Source organism: Cohnella sp. GCM10012308, assembly GCF_042649185.1.
GTDB lineage: Bacteria > Bacillota > Bacilli > Paenibacillales > Paenibacillaceae > Cohnella.
Genome location: NZ_JBHRYU010000038.1, coordinates 1 through 16,761, shown reverse-complemented (window position 1 = coordinate 16,761; position 16,761 = coordinate 1). Strand labels below are relative to the sequence as shown.

At 61.0% G+C, this 16,761-nt stretch carries 19 protein-coding genes; 10 read left to right on the top strand and 9 right to left on the bottom strand.

The window, feature by feature from the left end; all coding sequences use genetic code 11:
- Positions 1–91 precede the first annotated feature (91 nt).
- Positions 92–2,182: a carbohydrate-binding protein gene (locus tag ACFOTD_RS29175; RefSeq protein WP_378123481.1), complete on the bottom strand. Its 2,091-nt coding sequence runs from the start codon at positions 2,180–2,182 to the stop codon at positions 92–94.
- 903 nt (positions 2,183–3,085) lie between these two features.
- Complete coding sequence (locus tag ACFOTD_RS29170) at positions 3,086–5,206, bottom strand: catalase (RefSeq protein ID WP_378123480.1); 2,121 nt, start codon at positions 5,204–5,206, stop codon at positions 3,086–3,088.
- A 197-nt stretch (positions 5,207–5,403) separates the two neighbouring features.
- Between ACFOTD_RS29170 and ACFOTD_RS29165 the strand changes: the two genes are divergently transcribed.
- The 4 genes from ACFOTD_RS29165 to ACFOTD_RS29150 all read left to right on the top strand — a co-directional run bounded on the left by ACFOTD_RS29165 (position 5,404) and on the right by ACFOTD_RS29150 (position 8,907).
- On the top strand, positions 5,404–5,742 hold the full coding sequence (locus ACFOTD_RS29165; RefSeq protein ID WP_378123479.1) for an ArsR/SmtB family transcription factor: 339 nt from the start codon (positions 5,404–5,406) through the stop codon (positions 5,740–5,742).
- Between the two features lie 95 nt (positions 5,743–5,837).
- Entirely contained in the window at positions 5,838–6,953 is a 1,116-nt protein-coding gene (locus ACFOTD_RS29160; RefSeq protein WP_378123478.1) for an NADH:flavin oxidoreductase, read from the top strand.
- Between the two features lie 131 nt (positions 6,954–7,084).
- A complete protein-coding gene (locus tag ACFOTD_RS29155; RefSeq protein ID WP_378123477.1) occupies positions 7,085–8,038 on the top strand; it encodes a nucleoside hydrolase in 954 nt (317 codons plus the stop codon).
- A 137-nt stretch (positions 8,039–8,175) separates the two neighbouring features.
- Positions 8,176–8,907 carry an SDR family oxidoreductase gene (locus tag ACFOTD_RS29150; RefSeq protein WP_378123476.1) on the top strand — a complete coding sequence of 244 codons (732 nt, stop codon included), beginning with the start codon at positions 8,176–8,178 and terminating at the stop codon, positions 8,905–8,907.
- A gap of 22 nt (positions 8,908–8,929) precedes the next feature.
- Here the strand turns inward: ACFOTD_RS29150 and ACFOTD_RS29145 are convergent, their stop codons facing one another.
- Complete coding sequence (locus tag ACFOTD_RS29145; RefSeq protein ID WP_378123475.1) at positions 8,930–9,946, bottom strand: HD-GYP domain-containing protein; 1,017 nt, start codon at positions 9,944–9,946, stop codon at positions 8,930–8,932.
- A 188-nt stretch (positions 9,947–10,134) separates the two neighbouring features.
- Between ACFOTD_RS29145 and ACFOTD_RS29140 the strand changes: the two genes are divergently transcribed.
- Together ACFOTD_RS29140 and ACFOTD_RS29135 are read left to right on the top strand one after the other, a co-directional pair.
- The gene (locus ACFOTD_RS29140; protein ID WP_378123474.1) at positions 10,135–10,311 is read left to right on the top strand and encodes a hypothetical protein; all 177 of its coding nucleotides are present in this window, start codon (positions 10,135–10,137) and stop codon (positions 10,309–10,311) included.
- Positions 10,312–10,328: 17 nt separating this feature from the next.
- Complete coding sequence (locus tag ACFOTD_RS29135; RefSeq protein ID WP_378123473.1) at positions 10,329–10,490, top strand: hypothetical protein; 162 nt, start codon at positions 10,329–10,331, stop codon at positions 10,488–10,490.
- Positions 10,491–10,589: 99 nt separating this feature from the next.
- Here the strand turns inward: ACFOTD_RS29135 and ACFOTD_RS29130 are convergent, their stop codons facing one another.
- Positions 10,590–10,880 (bottom strand): DUF6509 family protein, encoded by a 291-nt coding sequence (locus ACFOTD_RS29130; protein WP_378123472.1) that lies wholly within the window; start codon positions 10,878–10,880, stop codon positions 10,590–10,592.
- Positions 10,881–11,011: 131 nt separating this feature from the next.
- On the opposite strand from ACFOTD_RS29130, the gene ACFOTD_RS29125 reads away from it, so the two are divergent.
- Entirely contained in the window at positions 11,012–11,236 is a 225-nt protein-coding gene (locus ACFOTD_RS29125) for a hypothetical protein (RefSeq protein WP_378123471.1), read from the top strand.
- 28 nt (positions 11,237–11,264) lie between these two features.
- Here ACFOTD_RS29125 and ACFOTD_RS29120 read toward each other — a convergent pair whose 3' ends face one another.
- From ACFOTD_RS29120 to greA, 5 genes are all read right to left on the bottom strand, one after another.
- Entirely contained in the window at positions 11,265–11,900 is a 636-nt protein-coding gene (locus tag ACFOTD_RS29120) for a hypothetical protein (RefSeq protein ID WP_378123470.1), read from the bottom strand.
- Positions 11,901–12,063: 163 nt separating this feature from the next.
- Positions 12,064–12,207, bottom strand: a complete 144-nt coding sequence (locus ACFOTD_RS29115) for a paeninodin family lasso peptide (protein WP_378123469.1) — start codon at positions 12,205–12,207, stop codon at positions 12,064–12,066.
- 197 nt (positions 12,208–12,404) lie between these two features.
- Positions 12,405–12,947, bottom strand: a complete 543-nt coding sequence (locus ACFOTD_RS29110) for a GNAT family N-acetyltransferase (protein WP_378123468.1) — start codon at positions 12,945–12,947, stop codon at positions 12,405–12,407.
- A 115-nt stretch (positions 12,948–13,062) separates the two neighbouring features.
- Positions 13,063–13,320: a hypothetical protein gene (locus tag ACFOTD_RS29105; protein WP_378123467.1), complete on the bottom strand. Its 258-nt coding sequence runs from the start codon at positions 13,318–13,320 to the stop codon at positions 13,063–13,065.
- Between the two features lie 135 nt (positions 13,321–13,455).
- The gene (gene greA, locus ACFOTD_RS29100; protein ID WP_378123466.1) at positions 13,456–13,926 is read right to left on the bottom strand and encodes a transcription elongation factor GreA; all 471 of its coding nucleotides are present in this window, start codon (positions 13,924–13,926) and stop codon (positions 13,456–13,458) included.
- Positions 13,927–14,072: 146 nt separating this feature from the next.
- Between greA and ACFOTD_RS29095 the strand changes: the two genes are divergently transcribed.
- From ACFOTD_RS29095 to ACFOTD_RS29085, 3 genes are all read left to right on the top strand, one after another.
- Positions 14,073–14,219: a hypothetical protein gene (locus ACFOTD_RS29095; RefSeq protein ID WP_378123465.1), complete on the top strand. Its 147-nt coding sequence runs from the start codon at positions 14,073–14,075 to the stop codon at positions 14,217–14,219.
- Positions 14,220–14,356: 137 nt separating this feature from the next.
- A complete protein-coding gene (locus ACFOTD_RS29090; RefSeq protein ID WP_378123464.1) occupies positions 14,357–14,821 on the top strand; it encodes a MarR family winged helix-turn-helix transcriptional regulator in 465 nt (154 codons plus the stop codon).
- Positions 14,805–16,106, top strand: coding sequence for an MFS transporter (locus ACFOTD_RS29085; RefSeq protein WP_378123463.1), 1,302 nt, complete (start codon positions 14,805–14,807; stop codon positions 16,104–16,106). Before ACFOTD_RS29090 ends, ACFOTD_RS29085 begins: the two co-directional genes overlap by 17 nt.
- The last annotated feature ends 655 nt before the right edge of the window (positions 16,107–16,761 follow it).

Sequence of the window (16,761 nt, the reverse complement as noted above, 5' to 3'; positions counted from 1 at the left end):
AATCTGCCGATCTTGTCTTCTTTTTGCCGCCCGAATTGGCCGCAAAAAAGCGGCTTTCGGAAGACGCGTCTCCCGAAAGCCGCCGCAAGCCTTATTGATGGGTGGTCGGATGCGAAGCCGTGACCGGAATCTGCCCCTTGAACATCCGGTTGATGTCACCCGCCAGACGAAGGTAGAAGTCGGACGATACCGCTACGCCGTCCGCATTGAGTGTCAAGAAGTACTGGTTCGTCGGTATCATCGCGCTGTTCTCCGCAGCCTTGGCAATTGCCGTTCCTTCGTCGTACTCGTCGAACATGGCGATATAGCCGGTGCTAATGCCGAGCTGCTTTAAGCGATAGGCTTGCTGCCACATGAAGTCGCCATGCAGCCGGGGAATTTGATTAGTCGGCCCCCCGGTCATGTTGGACCAGGCAAAGCCGGGCCAGATAACGGGCTGATAGGCAATGTTGCGCTGCTGCGTATACGTGAAGTCCGGCCCGTATTGGTTCGTAGCGTAGTTGTCGACATCTGCAGCGCCGAAGCGCCCGACGAACCACGGTGAGAGCATGTCTAGCGACTCGTATACGCTCATGAAGTCGGTCTTCGAATCGTTGTTGCCCGACCGCCAGTACGTCGGCACGCCCCCGATCACATAGACGTTCTGCGCCTTGAACCAGTTGATCAGATTCTGGTGCTCGGCAGCCGTGCCCGGACGGTCGGTGAATCCGATCCCCCAGATGCAGACGACAACTTTGCCGTTCTGCTTCGCGTAGGCGCTCGATGAAGTCAGATGCATATTGTTCACGACGTTCGTCGTCCAATCGTGCTTGACCGCATTCAGCCAGTTGCTCGCGTTCATGCCGGTAATGTCGTACATGACGTAAAATTTGCGGCCGTACGTCTCGGCGGCGTTCTTCACCTTCACGGCCACGCTGTCGCGGTTCGTCTTCCAATTGCTCGGCGTATCGCTCTCGTCGGCCCCGAAGCGCTGAAGCGCGGCGCCGTCGATGTTGTACGTCTGCATCCATTCGAAGTGCTTGTTGACCGTCTCCTGGTCGTAGGAGGAGAAGAGCTTCGCCTGCGTGCCGTTGCCGAGGTTCGCCAGGTTCGTCTGATACAGCTTCGAATATTCCCGAGTGTCCGGGTACAGCTCGAAGTTAACGTTGGAGCCGGCGGTCGGCGCGCTGCTGTTCTTGGACCAGTGGACCCATCCGCCGTTGGGCGAGTTGTCGCCCTGCGCGTTGAACCAGCCTTGGTAGCCGGCGAACAGCTTGCCGACGACGTCGCCGCCGGAAGTCGGCGCTCCCGTGCCGAATTTGAACCAGTTGAGGTTAAAAAGGTTGCCCGCGCCGCCCGTGAATTTAACGTACAGATTGCGGACGCCCGCCGCGCCCGATATTTGCCCGTTTGCGGTCGTCCAATTCTGCCAGCCGCCCGTGCCGCTCACCGCAACGGTTCCGATCAGCGTTCCCGTCAAGCTGTCCAGCCGGAATTCGATCGCGCCGCCTCCGGCTGCGCTTGCCACGCGCGCCTGAACGCTTGCGGCTCCGCTGCCGAAGTCGACGCCGTTAAACACCAAATAGTCGCCGTTGTCGATGAAGCCCACGTTGGTTCCGCCGCCGGCATCGGACGTCGGCTCCGTTTGAATGCCTGATTGGCTGCCGTAGGCTTCCGCCTCGATCTGATTAAACGCCGACAGTCCCGACGCAAACTTGAACCATAGCAGGTTGAACAAATTGCCGCTGCCCCCGGTAAACTTCAAATACAGCGTGTGTACGCCGCTCGCGCCCGACGCGTTCGAGGTCACCGTCGTCCAGTTTTGCCATCCTCCTGTGCCCGGGATTTGCGCCGTGGCGATGAGCGTCCCGTTCACGCTGTCGAGCCTCGCTTCGACCGCGCCGCCGCTCGCGTTGCTGGCGACGCGGACCTGAAACGTGCTCGCGCCGCTGCCGAAATCGACATTCGAAAAAGCGATATAGTCGCCGTTGTCGATAAAGGCGACGTTCTGTCCGCCTTCGCTCGATGTCTCCAGTTGAATGCCGGACTGACTGCTATAGCCGGACGCCGAAGTCTGAACAAAAGCGGATGCGGCGGATGCGATCGACGGAGACCAGCCCCATTGGCCGAGCAGCAATGAAGCGGCCAGCAGGGCCGCGCAAAACCGCGGCCATGTCATCCGGTAACGTTTGTTGACGTTCATTAATGCATACCTCCTCGTTCGTAGAAAATTGCCGGACTTGGCCGGCCCTGTGCGCATCGTATACGTATCGTGAAGCTCTCTTTTGCCGCCGGGAAGCCTTGTCTCATTGCCTGTTGCCTCCTTGGTGACTTGGCGATTTACCGCCTTGGCATGCAGAACCTCTTGCGTCGGCCATTCCGCTTGCAACAATCCGCTTCGTCCCACCTCCCTCGCGATCGGCAGTTCGGCTGTTCGAAGGGCTTTCAAGTTTGTGGGCGCCGATCTGTAAAAAGCTTACAACCCCAAGAGATTGTTGGTAAGGAGGCGATATTGAACTTAAGCGGACATTCCAAGCCTTTGACGATTAGAGCGCATGCCAAAAAGCCGCCAGGCCGGCACTTAACCGCTACGCCCCGCTCGAGTTTGCAAGTTTGTTTCTAGCCGGGACTTCCTGTCGTAACCAGGCAATCGAGAATGCGAGTCTGTTCCTAGCCGGGACTTCCTGCCGCTACCCGGCATGGGGGAGTGCGAATTTGTTTCTAGCCGGGACTTCCTGCCGCTACCCAGCATGGGGGAGTGCGAGTTTGTTTCTAGCCGGGACTTCCTGCCACAACCCGGCGTGCGGGAGTACGAGTTTGTTTCTAGCCGGGACCTCCCGCCGCTACCCGGCATGGGGGAGTACGAGTTTGTTCCTAGCCGGGACTTCCTGGGCTACAGCGCGAGGGCGATTAATCGGAGAAGACACAGGAAATGCGGATTGTCTAATCACGAAGAAAACCGTCAGGGGGAGATTGCCCTGACGGTCCTTTCGTTTTGCATATCGCAGCGCGCTCCTGCTTCTGCACTCGCGCCTTCCTCGCTTACAGACGCGGCTAGTCTCCGCTATATTCTGTCCCGCAAGGGATACCTCTTCCCGTCCCCGCGTTACTGCACCTTCCGCGTCCAATGCCGGTGCGCTTCGATCGCTTCGACAAACGACTTGGCGAAGGACGCATCCGGCGCAGCCGCCACGACGATGCCAGGCTCATTCCAAGCCGGTTGGTTCACCGAGCCCGTCGCCTTGGCGCCCACGGGCGTCGGCGTGCCGACGCCGGCCGCGGTGAGCAGGTCCGCGCCTTCGCCGATCGCGGCGATCGGCTTGTAGTGACGGTAAGCCTGGCGGACGAAGTCCACCGCCAGCGGCTGCGCCAGCAGCGCGTCGACGCTCTCGCGGCCGCCCGCGACATAGACTGCGTCGAACAGGACGGAGTCCGCCGACTCCAGGTGGTGCATGACCTCGACCTGCCCGTCGGCGTCCGTCGGCAGAAAACCGAGCTTCGTGCCCACGAGCTCCGCCGTGACGCCCGCCACGGCGAGCGGCGCGAGCACCTCCCGCAGTTCGGCGTCAGCGAACGTTTTGGCCGTCAACACGGCGACCTTGCGAGTCTTCGCCGACTTGGCCTTGTTCATAATGCTGAGCGCAGGCGACTTCATCGTTACTGCCGGCTGCGTCGTATCGGCGGGCGGCAGCGCCCCGATCGCATCGGCAAGCTGCGTGGCGAGCCCCGGATCGACCTGCGAGAATACGTCGACCGTCCGCTGGCGCACGTCCTTGTTCATCACCTTGCTCAGCTCGAACTGGAACGCCTTGATAATATGAAGCTGTTCGACCTCGGACAGGCTCTGATAGAACATGGCCGCCTGGCTAAAATGATCCTTGAAGCTGTCGCTGCGCGCGCGGACCTTGCGGCCCTCCACCTTTTCCGCGTAATGCTTGTACCCGCCCTCCGACTCCGGCGCCGGCGCAGGCGAATTTCCCGCGATGCCGTTCTTGTGATACGCAACCTGCCCCGGATTGATCGTCATGCGCGCCATGCCGTCGCGCTGGTTGTTGTGGACCGGCGCGACCGGACGGTTGATCGGCAGCTCGTGGAAGTTCGGGCCGCCGACGCGCTTGAGCTGCGTATCGGTGTAAGAGAACAAGCGACCCTGCAGCAGCGGATCGTTGGAGAAGTCGATGCCCGGCACGACATGCCCCGGGTGGAAGGCGACCTGCTCCGTTTCCGCGAAAAAGTTGTCGGTATTGCGGTTCAGCGTCATCTTGCCGACGATTCGCACCGGCACGAGCTCCTCCGGCCACAGCTTGGTCGGATCGAGGATATCGAAGTCGAAGTTGAACTCCTCGTCCTCCTCGATCAGCTGAAAGCCCAGCTCCCACTCGGGGAAATTGCCCTGCTCGATCGCGTCCCACAGGTCGCGGCGGTGGAAATCCGGGTCCTTGCCCGCGATCTTCTGCGTCTCGTCCCAGACGGTCGAGTGCACGCCGAGCACCGGCTTCCAATGGAACTTCACGAACCGCGCCACGCCCTCCGCGTTGACCAGGCGGTACGTATTGACGCCGAAGCCCTCCATCATGCGGTAGCTGCGCGGCAGCGCGCGGTCGCTCATCGCCCACATGACCATGTGCGCGGCCTCCGTGTTTATCGTGACGAAGTCCCAGAACGTGTCGTGCGCCGACTGCGCCTGCGGCACTTCGTTGTGCGGCTCCGGCTTCACCGCGTGGACGAAGTCGGGGAACTTGATCGCATCCTGGATGAAGAACACCGGGATGTTGTTGCCGACCAGGTCGTAGTTGCCTTCCTCTGTATAAAACTTAACGGCGAATCCCCGCACGTCGCGCACCGTGTCGGCCGAGCCGCGAGAGCCGGCGACAGTGGAGAAGCGGACGAAGACGGGCGTCTTGACGGAAGGGTCCTGCAGGAAGCCGGCCTTCGTAATGTCCGCCTGCGGCTCGTACACCTGGAAGAAGCCGTGCGCGCCGAAGCCTCTTGCATGCACGACCCGCTCAGGAATTCGTTCATGGTCGAAGTGCGTCATTTTCTCGCGAAAATGAAAGTCCTCCAGCAGCGTCGGTCCCCGCTCGCCCGCCTTGAGGGAAAACTCGTCCTCCGCCATGCGCAGGCCCTGATTCGTCGTCAGCTTCTGTCCGGTCGCGTCTGCCGTGAACTGTTCCAGCTGCTCGTCCTTAACTGTCTTTCCCGGTTTGCCGTCTTTCTTCTTCGCCATGAACTCGCATCCTCCTCGGTAATGGTCGTATTCACCAGCGTTTCCTATGTAGCGACAGTTAACCGGAACTCTTTACCCGCGTTCATAACGAATTAAGCAGCTCGCCGAAAAATTCAAATCCAAGGCTAGCGGCGCTTCGTTTTCGCGGAACACCGATTTTGCTATACTGAGATCATCCATTCAAGGAGGTGACCCACATGGCCCAGGACGATCAGCTCGCGGTGCTGAAGGCGCTGTCCAACGAGACGCGGCTCAATATCCTGTGCTGGCTGCGGGAGCCCGAGCGTCAGTTCAACCTTCAGCCCGCCGACGTGCAAGCGGCGTTTCCAGGCGGCGTCTGCGTAGGCAGCATCCAGGAAAAGGCAGGGCTGACGCAGTCCGTCATCTCCTCCTATCTGGCCTCCATGCAAAAAGCCGGTCTGCTTGAGTCGCGCCGGTACGGACAATGGACATACTATAGACGCAACGAGCAGGGCATCGCCTCATTCCTGAACGAATTGGCGGAGCAGATGCAGGCGAAGCCGGACTTGCGATAAAGCTCCCGCTTGCGTTCGCCAATCCTTATCTATATATTCATTTTTATAGATATATAAAAACAAGGACCATGATGGCCCCCTAAGGAGAGAAACGCATGAGCGCATCATCCCGCACCGCAGCAGCTCTGTTCGAACCGTTCGCCCAAGGAAAATTGGCGCTCGACAGCCGGATCGTCATGGCGCCGATGACCCGCGGCTTCTCGCCGAACGGCGTTCCCGGTTCCGATGTGGCCGGTTACTACCGTCGCAGAGCGGAAAATAACGTCGGCCTGATCATCACGGAAGGCACGGTGATCAACCATCCCGCCGCCGCGGCCGATCGCAACGTTCCTCACTTCTACGGCGAGGCGGCGCTCGAGGGCTGGGCGAACGTCGTTCGCGAGGTCCACGAAGCCGGCGGCAAGATCATCCCGCAGATCTGGCACGTGGGCACGGCGCGTCAGCGCGAGACGTTCCCCGATTCGGACGCCGCGCCGATCGGACCTTCCGGTCTGAGCCTGACCGGCCAGCCGGTGTCGGAGCCGCTGACGAAGGAGGAAATCCGCGGTCTCGTCGCAGGCTACGCGCAGGCAGCGGCCGATGCGAAGCGGATCGGCTTCGACGGCGTGGAGATTCACGGCGCGCACGGCTATTTGATCGATCAATTTTTCTGGGAAAATACGAATAAGCGGGACGACGAATACGGCGGCGATCTGGTCGGCCGCACGCGGTTCGCGGTCGAAGTCATCGAAGCGGTTCGCGCCGCCGTCGGCCCGGAATTCCCGATCGTCTTCCGCTTCTCGCAGTGGAAGCCGGTGGATTATGCAGCCAAGCTCGCGCCGACTGCGGAAGAGCTGGAGCGGTTCCTCGCCCCGCTGTCCGCGGCGGGCGTCGATATCTTCCACTGCTCCACGCGCCGCTTCTGGGAGCCTGAGTTCGAGGGTTCGGACCTGAACCTGGCAGGCTGGACCAAGAAGCTGACCGGCAAGCCGACCATCACCGTCGGATCCGTCGGTCTCGACTCCGAGTTCACGAGCCTCTTTGCCGAAGGCAAAGGCGCCGACAACGTGGGCCTGGATGCGCTCGTCGAGCGTCTGGAGCGCGGCGAGTTCGATCTCGTCGCCGTGGGACGGGCGCTGCTGAACGATCCGACATGGGCGAGGAAGATTCGCGAGGGCCGCACCGACGAGCTTAAGGCGTTCGCGCGGGAAGCGCTCGGCTCGCTCAGCTAATACTTGGTAACTCGAAGGCGCGCGGACCGATCCGCGCGCCTCTCGCATGCTTCCGGGACAATCGTCGTGTTATAATTCGGAGACGCGCGGCCCTTCCCGCGGAACATCCAAGAATAAAGGAGCCTATCCCCTTGACTCAAGTCCGCAAAGTCATCATCGACGCCGACACCGGCATCGACGATGCGCTCGCCATTTTATACGCGCTCAAGTCCCCCGCGCTCCGCGTCGAGGGCATCACCACCGTCTTCGGCAACGTAGACGTGCAGCAAGCGACGGAGAATACGCTGCGCATCATCAAGCTGGCTTCGCCCGCTTACGAGGTGCCCGTCGCGATCGGCGCCGACCGCCCGCTGAAGCGGCCGCCGACCGGCTTCTCCGCGCACGTGCACGGGCATAACGGCATCGGCGACGCCGAGCTGCCGCCGTCCGGACAGCGGGCGCTCGCAGAGCGCGCCGAGGACTTCATCGTCCGCAAGGCCGGCGAGCTGGACGGCGAGCTCGTCCTGATCACGCTCGGACGGCTGACGAACGTCGCGCTCGCCCTGGCCAAGGATCCCGGTCTGGCGCGCAAGATCAAGCAGGTCTACGTGATGGGCGGCGCCGTCCAGGTCGCCGGCAACGTGACGCCGGTCGCCGAGGCGAACATCTGGGGCGACCCCGAGGCCGCCGACATCGTCTTCGCTTCCGGCCTCGACATCGTGATGATCGGACTCGACGTCACGATGAAGACGAACCTCGCCCAGGAACACCTGGATTTCCTGCAACGGCGCTGCCGGCCGGAGAATCGCGAGATCGTCGAGTTCCTGCGGACCTCGATGGCCTATTACTTCGAGTTCTACCGACAAGCCAATCACTTCGTCGACGCGGCGCCGATGCACGACCCGCTCACCGTGCTCGCCGCCGAAGAACCCGGCCTAGTGACCAACCGCACGATGCGCGTCACCGTCGAGTGCGAGAGCGCGCTGTGCGCCGGCATGACGGTCGCGGATCTGCGGCCGAGCCCGAGCGTCGGCACGCCGATTCAGGTCAGCGTAGACGTCGACGCCAAGACGGCGGTCGGCAAGCTGCTGTCGGTTTTTATCTGATATAAGCGCCAATCACAAGTCATCGAACCTGTCAGGCTGTACCATGACAGATTCGGTGACTTGTCTCACTTACGGGCGGATAACGATGACAATTAGAATGGGGGAGAGAGCCGCAAGCTGAAAAGGAGAGCGTTTTCATGAATGATAATAATAAAAAAGTCGCGCTGGTTACGGGCGGCAATCAAGGCATCGGATTCGAGATCTGCCGCCAGCTCGGCCAAGCGGGCGTCCGCGTTCTTGTTGGCGCGCGTGATCTTGGCCGAGGGGCTGAAGCCGTCCGCATGCTGGCCGCAGAAGGCTCTGACGCAGCGAGCATCCGGCTGGACGTCACCGATGAGGGCCACGCGCTGGCCGCTGCGGAAGCCGTCGAGCAGCGTTACGGGAAGCTGGACATCCTCGTCAACAACGCCGGCGTGCTCCTGCCCGAGTCGCGCCCGAGCGCGTCCGGCGCGGAGCTCGTCCGGCAAGTATACGAGACCAACGTACTTGGCGTGGTCCGCGTTACGCAGGCCATGCTCCCTTTGCTCCGCAAGTCGCAAAGCGGCCGGATCGTCAACATGTCGAGCTCGCTCGCTTCGCTGCAGCTGCACGGCGATCCGTCGTTCGAGCTGGGGACCTTCCTGATGCTGGGATACAATTCGTCCAAGACGGCGGTCAACGCGCTTACCGTCATGTGGGCCAAGGAGCTCGCCGAGGCCGGCATCAAGGTCAACGCGGCGGATCCCGGCTATTGCGCCACCGCCATGACAGGGTATGCCTCCCCCAGGTTCGCTTCCGAAGGCGCGCGGGCGCCTGTCCGCCTGGCACTGCTGCCGGACGACGGTCCGAGCGGCGGTTTTTTCGGAGACGAGGGTCCGATCCCTTGGTAAACGCAGGATGCAGCCCCGCTTTTTAAATGATGATCTCCTCGATGTTCAGATGCCGCTCCCGCTTCAGATCGATGAAGCTGCTGCCGACCTTCACGAGCGGGTGCATATCCTCCTGCGGGTCAAGGTAGACGACCTCTCCCCAGCGTCCGTCGCTGAGCTTGACCTGGCGGCCTAGCAAATGCCGGATAATCTGCTCGAGGAACACGCCCACGATGTATGGATCGAGCTCCCCGAACGAGCCGTTGCGCATCTCGCTGACAACCCTGTAGAAGGGCATCGGCTCGTGATAGGGACGTCTGGAGGACATCGCGTGGAAAATGTCGGCGACCGCAACGACCCGGCTCATCGGATCCATCTCCTTGTTCCGGATGCCATAGGGATAGCCGCGTCCGTCGTCGCGTTCGTGATGCTGCAGGGCGACCAGCGCCACGCGCGGGTTGATTTTCCGGTTCGCCTTCAAAATCTCGTAGCCGTAAACGGTATGCAGCTTCATCTCCGCGTACTCGTCCGCCGTCAGCCTGCCCGGCTTGAGCAGAATCTCGTCGGGAATCCGCACCTTCCCCACGTCGTGCAGCGACGCGGCGAGCGACAGCAGCGAGACTTCTTCATCCCCCCACCCCAGCCAGCGTCCGATCAGCGTGGAGAGCACGCTGACGCCGATGTTGTGCTGATGCGTATATTCATCCTTCGCTTTGACCGTATGGAACAGGCTGAACATGTCCTTGTTCTCCGAGATCTGCATGACCATCGGCGTCAGCGTGTGCTCGATCTCCTCCGGATCGAGATGGCCGGCCTCCCGTACCCGCTCGAACATTTCCTTCGTGAACTGCACGGCCTGCGACATCATCGCGGCCGAATCCGCGTCCTGCGACGGTCTGTCCGTCCGCTCGGCCAGGCGAACCTCATCGGGATCCACCCGGTAGTTTTCCAGTAAATCGATATGTGCCTTCTCAAGTGCAACTCCTGCCGGCACGAGCACCAAGCCATTGTGGACGATGTCGTGCTTGACCATTTTGCCTAGGAGCTCCGCATGTCTCATCGGGCTTTCCTCCTGTCGCCCATTTGATTTTTTGGACGCCTCTTCCAGTTTAAACAATTCGGCCTCTTACTTAAAGAGAACAAAATGATACCAGTTAACGACGGATGCCCGGGGGTTGATTGGCCGGCACGGACCGCGGGTAATGGAGGATATCAAAGCGATGCATGAGCCGGAAGGAGGGTGTATCGATGTCCATGCCTGAGCGTTATCTGGGTCAATCGGAGCTGCTGGAGGAGGACTACGAGCGTTCGCGCGGCAGCGAACCCGTCGCCGTCTCGTTCATCGAGTATTCCGCTTACTTCGCGATACTGCTTGGTTTGCTTTACTTCCTTGCCCAATACGTGCTTCCGAGTTTTCAATATTAGACTAGGAGGGTTCGACTATGTCCATCGAACAGCGCAACATTGAATACGAGCAACATAACGTAGAAAAAAAGTACGATTCGAGCCTCGTCGCCTCGACCTTCATCAAGTATGCCGCGTACGTCCTCATTTTCTTTGGCGTTCTGTACTTCCTGGCCCGCTATATCATTCCGAAGTTCTGAGTTAGGATCGATGATTGGCGCCGTAAAAAAGCAGGCAAGGCCGAACGCCCCTTAACTGTCAGGGACGCTTGGCCTTGCCTGCTTGCCGTACCTCGGGCATTACTCGTCTTCCGGCAGGTGCGACGCGCAAAAAGCGGCCAGCTCGGCGAGCTCTTCGGGCTCCGCGTCCAGCGGCAGGTAGCGGTTCGTCGTCTTTTCCGTCCAGTCGCACGTCATGATGCCCGACGTCTCGCCCTCGACCTTGTAGACGATACGCGCGTATACGCCGTGCTCCGAATAGAGCTCGTCCTCCTCGTCTACCTCGACCTCCAGCTTGAACTCGTATCTCCGCCCGCTCAGGATGCCGAACGGGTCTTTGACCAGCTCGACCGAATATGCCGTAATGTTCATGCGATGTCCTCCCTTGAATTGACCGTGTTAACAGTATACAATGCCGGGACGCGAATACAACCGGCCGCGACGGCGTCTATTACCGGCGGGATCCGTCAATACTGACCGTCAGAGGGAGGCTGAGCGGCGCCATGGGAGATGCCAACGATCAGCGGCAGGAGAACGAGCGGTTTTTCGAGGAAGTAAAACGCAATTATATTGCCGATATGAAGACGCGGTTCGGCTTCACGGACCTGCAGGCGACGCAGGCCGAGAGTCTGGCGAACTGGGCGTTCGACAGCGGCTTCGGAAGCGGCGTCAGCTATGCGCGCTACGATGAAGCGATTGCCCGGCTGCGGCCGGGACGAAGGGCATGACGCGGCAAGAGAGTCTGACGGGCGACCGTCAGACTCTCTTGTTGACCGGATAGCGGCTGGACGGCGACGCATGTTCGACCGTCCCTGCCTGCCGGCGCTGCGCTTCGTCGAGCAGGCGCGCGACCCTGGCCTTGTCCTGCATGATCCGTTCAATGTCGAACAAGACGGGGATCAGCGCGGACGTCGGCCCCTGCATGACCGGTCCCCGCTGCTCGATGCCCAGTCCGAAGACGATCCGAAGCATGCGGTACAGCCTGCGCTCGATAAGCGCGATATAATAACGGGGAGCAAAGCGCTCCGCGTGATCGTAGAAAATCTCGAGGAATGTGCCGAAGCGTCCCTGACGCTGATAGGCTTCGGCGATGCACAGCTTGTCGATCTCCCAGATGCGGTACGGGGACGCCCGAATCTCCGGCTCAGACGAGAAGGGATGCTTGTACGGCCCTTCGACCGTGCTGCGCGGGTTGCCGGGTCGATAGGGAATGAATTCGATCGTCCCGATCGTACGCCGGCGGACAAAGGGCATGCGCCCTCCGCGCAACAGTACGTATCGTATCCCTTCGATGGCGCAAGGATCGTTGCCCCATCCGTATTTGCTGCAGAAAAACGCCCAGGTCCGGCGGAACGACCGGTCCTGACGCCTGCTTCCGACAAGCGCGTACATCGCGACTCCCCCTTAGGTCAGGCAACGCCGAGTACGGAGCCCATCCGGGTCCGCTTCGATCTGGTCCGATCCTGTAATTCTTTTCCGGCGTTCTTAACGAGTCCGCGCCGCGGCTGCTAGAGCATAAGCCCTGACAGCCGTGGCGCAGATCGCTGTCGGTCGTCTAGCTGTCCAGATCCGGCGGGCAATCTTCGCCGCCTCCGCCGCCAGGGCCGCCGCCGCCCGGAGGATGTACCGGCGGGAAGAACTTCATCGTCATCCTGACTTCCAGCACCTCAAGCACCGGACTCGCCCAATCCTTTTTCATAGAAACAACTCCCTTCAAGCTAGATTGTAGGTCTTCCTATTCAGATACAAATTGTATCATCATGGGCAAATTCAGATTAGCACCGCTCTATGAGACTGTCAATAGAAAATACCGATTCTAGCGAATCGGTACTTGGCGATTCATTTCCTATTTTGACGGCTCGTTCGGAAGGTGTTATGTCCTCGCGCCCAGCGGGATTACGTCGATCGGACCAGGTGCTCCCGCGTCAGGCTGTAGATGCGATGATGTTCCCAAACGCCATTGATTTTTAAGTAGTATTCGGCAAGTCCCTCGTATTTGAATCCGTTTTTTTCGATGACGCGGATCGATGCCAGGTTGCGTGGCATGACCGCCGCCTGGACGCGATGCAGCCCCGCCTCGCCGAACGCGAAGCCTACTGCTTGCCCGAGCGCTTCCGTCATGAGACCGCGGCCGCCCTCCGCCTCGTCCAGATAGTAGCCCACCGTGCAGCTCTCCCATGCGCCTCGCACGACATTGCTCAGATTTACGCGACCGACCAGCTTTTCCCGATCCCGGAGGAAGATCCCGAAGCCGTATCCGCTCCCGCGTTCCCAATGCAGCTCGTCCTGGTCGAGCATGTCGCGGATTCCCGCCGACGTGAAATCCCGCTCGGCGCGGATCGGCTCGAACGGCTCGAAGAACGCGCGATTCCGGCCCCGCAGCTCAAGCAGCGCAGTCGCATCCCCCGCTTTCAGCCTGCGTATGTATACGTTTGACATCGCTATTCCCACCTTCTCTCCGTCTTTCATCCGTTCTCATGTCCCGGAAAAGCGAAAATAAAAGCTTCGCCTCTCCGAAGAAAGGCGAAGCCGTGCGGGCATTCCGCCCGTCGCTTTAATCCAACGTCGCTTCGTCCGGCCCAAGCTCGCCGGTCGGCCAAGTCTCTTGAAGGCCATGCACGACGATCTCCAGACCTTCCGAGCCGTGCTCCTGAGCGGACATTCGGATGCCGTCCGGCAGCGGCTCGCCGGTCAGCAGCCGGCAGGCCATCTCCGGATCGTTCAGCGCGAGCAGCCGGAAAGCCTCGTCCTCCGCCGCGCGCTTTTTGATTTGGTTCACGTAGGCGTACGCTTGCTCCAATGACCAGCTCATCGCCGTCACTCCTCGCTAATCGGATTTCCGGTACTGCTCATTATTTATCCAGAAATCCGTCTCGCATACCACCTGCCGGCCGAAGATCCGCGTAAGCTGCGTAAAAACGACTGTATCCGCGTGCGATGTCCGTCCTTAAGCTTTAATCTCCAGCAGCTCGTACTGAATCGTGCCTACCGGCGCTTCGACGCTGACCGCGTCGCCTACGGCCTTGCCCATCAATGCCTTGCCGAGCGGACTCTCATACGAGATTTTGGAAGCCAAGACGTCGGCTTCGGCGGGCCCTACGATGCGGTATTCGATAATCTCGTCGAATTCCTTGTCCTTGAGCACGACGGTCGAGCCGATGGATACGGCGTCCGCTCCTGCGCTCTTGACGACGCGCGCCTTTTTCAGCATGCGATCGATCGTCAGTATGCGCGTCTCCATGAAGGCTTGCTCTTCCTTTGCGGAATGGTACTCGCTGTTTTCCTTCAAGTCCCCGTAGCTGATCGCCGTCTTGATCCGCGCCGCCAGCTCCCTGCGCTTCACCGTCTTCAGTTCTTCCAGCTCCTGCTCCAGCTGCGCTAAGCCTTCCGCGGTCAAGATAACTTCATCGGATACCATTGGTCTGCCCCCATTAATTTTGATTTTAATTGCGTAACGCCGCCATGATCGGCAAAAAAAGTTCGGTTTTTGTAAGCATGGTTACAGAATTGACCTGCCCGCATCGGCGATAATGGAGTGCGAAGCCGTTCAAAGGAGAACCCCTTATGTACCGAACCTTCAAAAAATTGCTGCTCATCGGCCTCTGCGGCGCGCTTGCGCTAGCCGTCGCCTGGCACCTCGTGAACGAAGCCTTCTGGAACGGCCCTCCCGAGCGGCAGGTGTCTTCCTCCTCGCTTAGAGGGAGTCCATGAGTCGTTCGAACAACTCATTATAGCATAGCCTAATCCTCGTTTCCGCGTGCAAGCCGAAGCCGCCGCATCCGACCGTTGACAAACGGACCGAGTTGCTTTATCTTCGTTGTACATACAAATGAAGTGAGGGGTACGCGATGACGGACGTCTTGCCCGACGAAGGCTTTTTGCAGAGCTGCTTGTTTTTCACCGCGAACCGGCTCGGCCGGGCGATCACGCGGATTGCCGAGGAGGAGTTCGCGCCCACCGGCTTGACGCCGATGTACGGCTATGCGATCAGGCTCGTCAACGGAAGACCCGGCGTCACCCAGAAGGAGCTGGCGGAAAAGCTGAGCATTGCGCCCTCCACGCTGACGCGGTTCATCGACAAGCTCGAGACCAAGCAGCTCGTCCGCCGCAGCGTGCAGGGCAAGACGGTGCTGCTCTATCCGACGCCCAAGGGGGAGGCGCTGGAGGGCGAGATCCGGCTTGCCTCGAAGCGCTTGAAGGCAAGGTACAAGGAGATTCTGGGCGATGCGGCAGCCGATGCGCTGTCCGACGGCATCTTGACGGCCGGCACGCGGCTGGAGAAGGGGGTAGCCGCCGATGAGCGCGAAGCCTGACAAGCAGGAAGCAGGCGGGGGTGAAACGAGCGGCCGGAGATTCCACTACGGCTGGGTCGTGCTTGCCTTAACCTTTGCCACGCTGATCTTGTCGGCCGGGGTCCGTTCGATGCCCAGCATCTTCATGCTGCCCTTCGAGCAGGAATACGGCTGGAGCCGCGGCGGCATCTCGAGCGTGATCTCCGTCGGCATCCTGCTGTACGGCCTGATGGGCCCTTTCTCCGCGGCGCTGCTCCTGCGCTTCGGCATCCGCCGCATGACCGTGCTCTCGCTGGCCGTGCTCGCAGCCGGTCTGCTGGTCACGCCGCACATGACGGCGCTGTGGCAGTTCGAGCTGCTGTGGGGCGTCGTGTCGGGCCTCGCGACCGGCATGATGGCCAACGTGCTCGGCGTCACGGTCGCGGGCCAGTGGTTCGCGCATCGCCGCGGGCTTGTCGTCGGCATTCTGACGGCCAGCGCCGCGACCGGACAGCTGCTGTTCCTGCCGCTGCTCGCGCGCATCACGGAGGAGGCGGGCTGGCGGTACGCCGTTTACGCGTCCGTCGGCGCGACGCTTGTCGTGCTGGCCGCCGTCGCGATCTGGATGCGCAACCACCCTTACGACGTGGGCGCCGCGCCGTACGGCGAGACGCTGATCGCGAAGCCGGCGCCGTTTCGCGGCAACCTGTTCCTCGCGCCGCTCGCGGCCCTGAGAGAGGGCGCGCGCACGAAGACGTTCTGGCTGCTTAGCGGCACGTTTTTCTTTTGCGGCTTCTCGACGAACGGCCTGATCGGCGCACACCTGATTCCCGCCTGCGGCGACTTCGGCATCCCGGAAGTGACCGCCGCGAGCATGCTCGCACTGATGGGCCTGTTCGACCTCGTCGGCACGACGCTCTCCGGCTGGCTGTCCGACCGCTTCGACAGCCGCAAGCTGCTGTTCTGGTACTACGGCCTGCGCGGCTTGTCCTTGCTCTTCCTGCCCTACGCCTTGGGCGCGGGCCAACCGCAGCTTACGCTGTTCACCGTCTTCTACGGGCTCGACTGGATCGCGACCGTCCCTCCGACCGTCAAGCTGTCGCAGGATGCCTTCGGCAAGGAGCGGGCGGGCATGATCTTCGGCTGGGTCGTCGTCACCCATCAGCTCGGCGCCTCCGTCGCCGCCTATGCGGCAGGCACCGTCCGGGAGTGGCTCGGCAGCTATGAGGTGCCGTTTTTCGCGGCAGGCTTCGTCTGCCTGATCGCGGCCTTGATGGCGCTGCGCATCGCGAAGCAGCGCGCGAACGTGCGCGGTGCGGCAGCCTGAGGAAGGCTACGGGCGGTGCGGCGGCCGAAGGGCGGTGCGGCGGCCGAAGGGCGACTGCGGGCCGAGCGCTGCGGCGCGCGTAGCGCGAAGCAGCGCACGAGCGGGCGTGGTGCGGCGCGCGTAGCGCGAAGCAGCGCACGAGCGGGCGTGGTGCGGCGGCCGGAGGGCGACTGCGGGCGGTGCGGCTATCTGCGGCGCGCGTGGAGCTGCGTAAAGCAGCGAGTGGCTGCGGCGCTTCGCATCGCTAAGCCTGTGTGGCTATGCGCCCGAACGGCGGCCGTGCCCTCCCCGGTCCCGACATTCCACGGTGCCGTGGCACAAAACATAAGGCCTTTGCAGCCCGCATGCCGGATCTTCCGGAAGTTGCGTGCCGCAAAGGCCTTTTACCTTGACGCGACTCAAGCGATATTCCTGCAGATATGCATCTTTTTATCGGCCAGCATCCGTGGCTGCGCCAATACCTGCATATATACAGGCTTTCCGGCGGTGAGCCGGCTTTTGAAGACAATTCTGTTGAAATGCCTGCATATTTCAGGCTGTTGAGAAAGTCCCCTGCATTATTCAATTAATACGTCACCGCGTTAATTTGGTATAATAGATAATATTATGCTGAAAGTGGTGGTCCATTTTGTTGCAACATGGCCAAGGTAAACCA

Bases quoted from the DNA above. Each gene is read 5' to 3' on its own strand.
- ACFOTD_RS29175 (WP_378123481.1), bottom strand. From the start codon at position 2,182: ATGAACGTCAACAAACGTTACCGGATGACATGGCCGCGGTTTTGCGCG.
- ACFOTD_RS29170 (WP_378123480.1), bottom strand. From the start codon at position 5,206: ATGGCGAAGAAGAAAGACGGCAAACCGGGAAAGACAGTTAAGGACGAG.
- ACFOTD_RS29165 (WP_378123479.1), top strand. From the start codon at position 5,404: ATGGCCCAGGACGATCAGCTCGCGGTGCTGAAGGCGCTGTCCAACGAG.
- ACFOTD_RS29160 (WP_378123478.1), top strand. From the start codon at position 5,838: ATGAGCGCATCATCCCGCACCGCAGCAGCTCTGTTCGAACCGTTCGCC.
- ACFOTD_RS29150 (WP_378123476.1), top strand. From the start codon at position 8,176: ATGAATGATAATAATAAAAAAGTCGCGCTGGTTACGGGCGGCAATCAA.
- ACFOTD_RS29145 (WP_378123475.1), bottom strand. From the start codon at position 9,946: ATGAGACATGCGGAGCTCCTAGGCAAAATGGTCAAGCACGACATCGTC.
- ACFOTD_RS29140 (WP_378123474.1), top strand. From the start codon at position 10,135: ATGTCCATGCCTGAGCGTTATCTGGGTCAATCGGAGCTGCTGGAGGAG.
- ACFOTD_RS29135 (WP_378123473.1), top strand. From the start codon at position 10,329: ATGTCCATCGAACAGCGCAACATTGAATACGAGCAACATAACGTAGAA.
- ACFOTD_RS29130 (WP_378123472.1), bottom strand. From the start codon at position 10,880: ATGAACATTACGGCATATTCGGTCGAGCTGGTCAAAGACCCGTTCGGC.
- ACFOTD_RS29125 (WP_378123471.1), top strand. From the start codon at position 11,012: ATGGGAGATGCCAACGATCAGCGGCAGGAGAACGAGCGGTTTTTCGAG.
- ACFOTD_RS29120 (WP_378123470.1), bottom strand. From the start codon at position 11,900: ATGTACGCGCTTGTCGGAAGCAGGCGTCAGGACCGGTCGTTCCGCCGG.
- ACFOTD_RS29115 (WP_378123469.1), bottom strand. From the start codon at position 12,207: ATGAAAAAGGATTGGGCGAGTCCGGTGCTTGAGGTGCTGGAAGTCAGG.
- ACFOTD_RS29110 (WP_378123468.1), bottom strand. From the start codon at position 12,947: ATGTCAAACGTATACATACGCAGGCTGAAAGCGGGGGATGCGACTGCG.
- ACFOTD_RS29105 (WP_378123467.1), bottom strand. From the start codon at position 13,320: ATGAGCTGGTCATTGGAGCAAGCGTACGCCTACGTGAACCAAATCAAA.
- greA (WP_378123466.1), bottom strand. From the start codon at position 13,926: ATGGTATCCGATGAAGTTATCTTGACCGCGGAAGGCTTAGCGCAGCTG.
- ACFOTD_RS29095 (WP_378123465.1), top strand. From the start codon at position 14,073: ATGTACCGAACCTTCAAAAAATTGCTGCTCATCGGCCTCTGCGGCGCG.
- ACFOTD_RS29090 (WP_378123464.1), top strand. From the start codon at position 14,357: ATGACGGACGTCTTGCCCGACGAAGGCTTTTTGCAGAGCTGCTTGTTT.
- ACFOTD_RS29085 (WP_378123463.1), top strand. From the start codon at position 14,805: ATGAGCGCGAAGCCTGACAAGCAGGAAGCAGGCGGGGGTGAAACGAGC.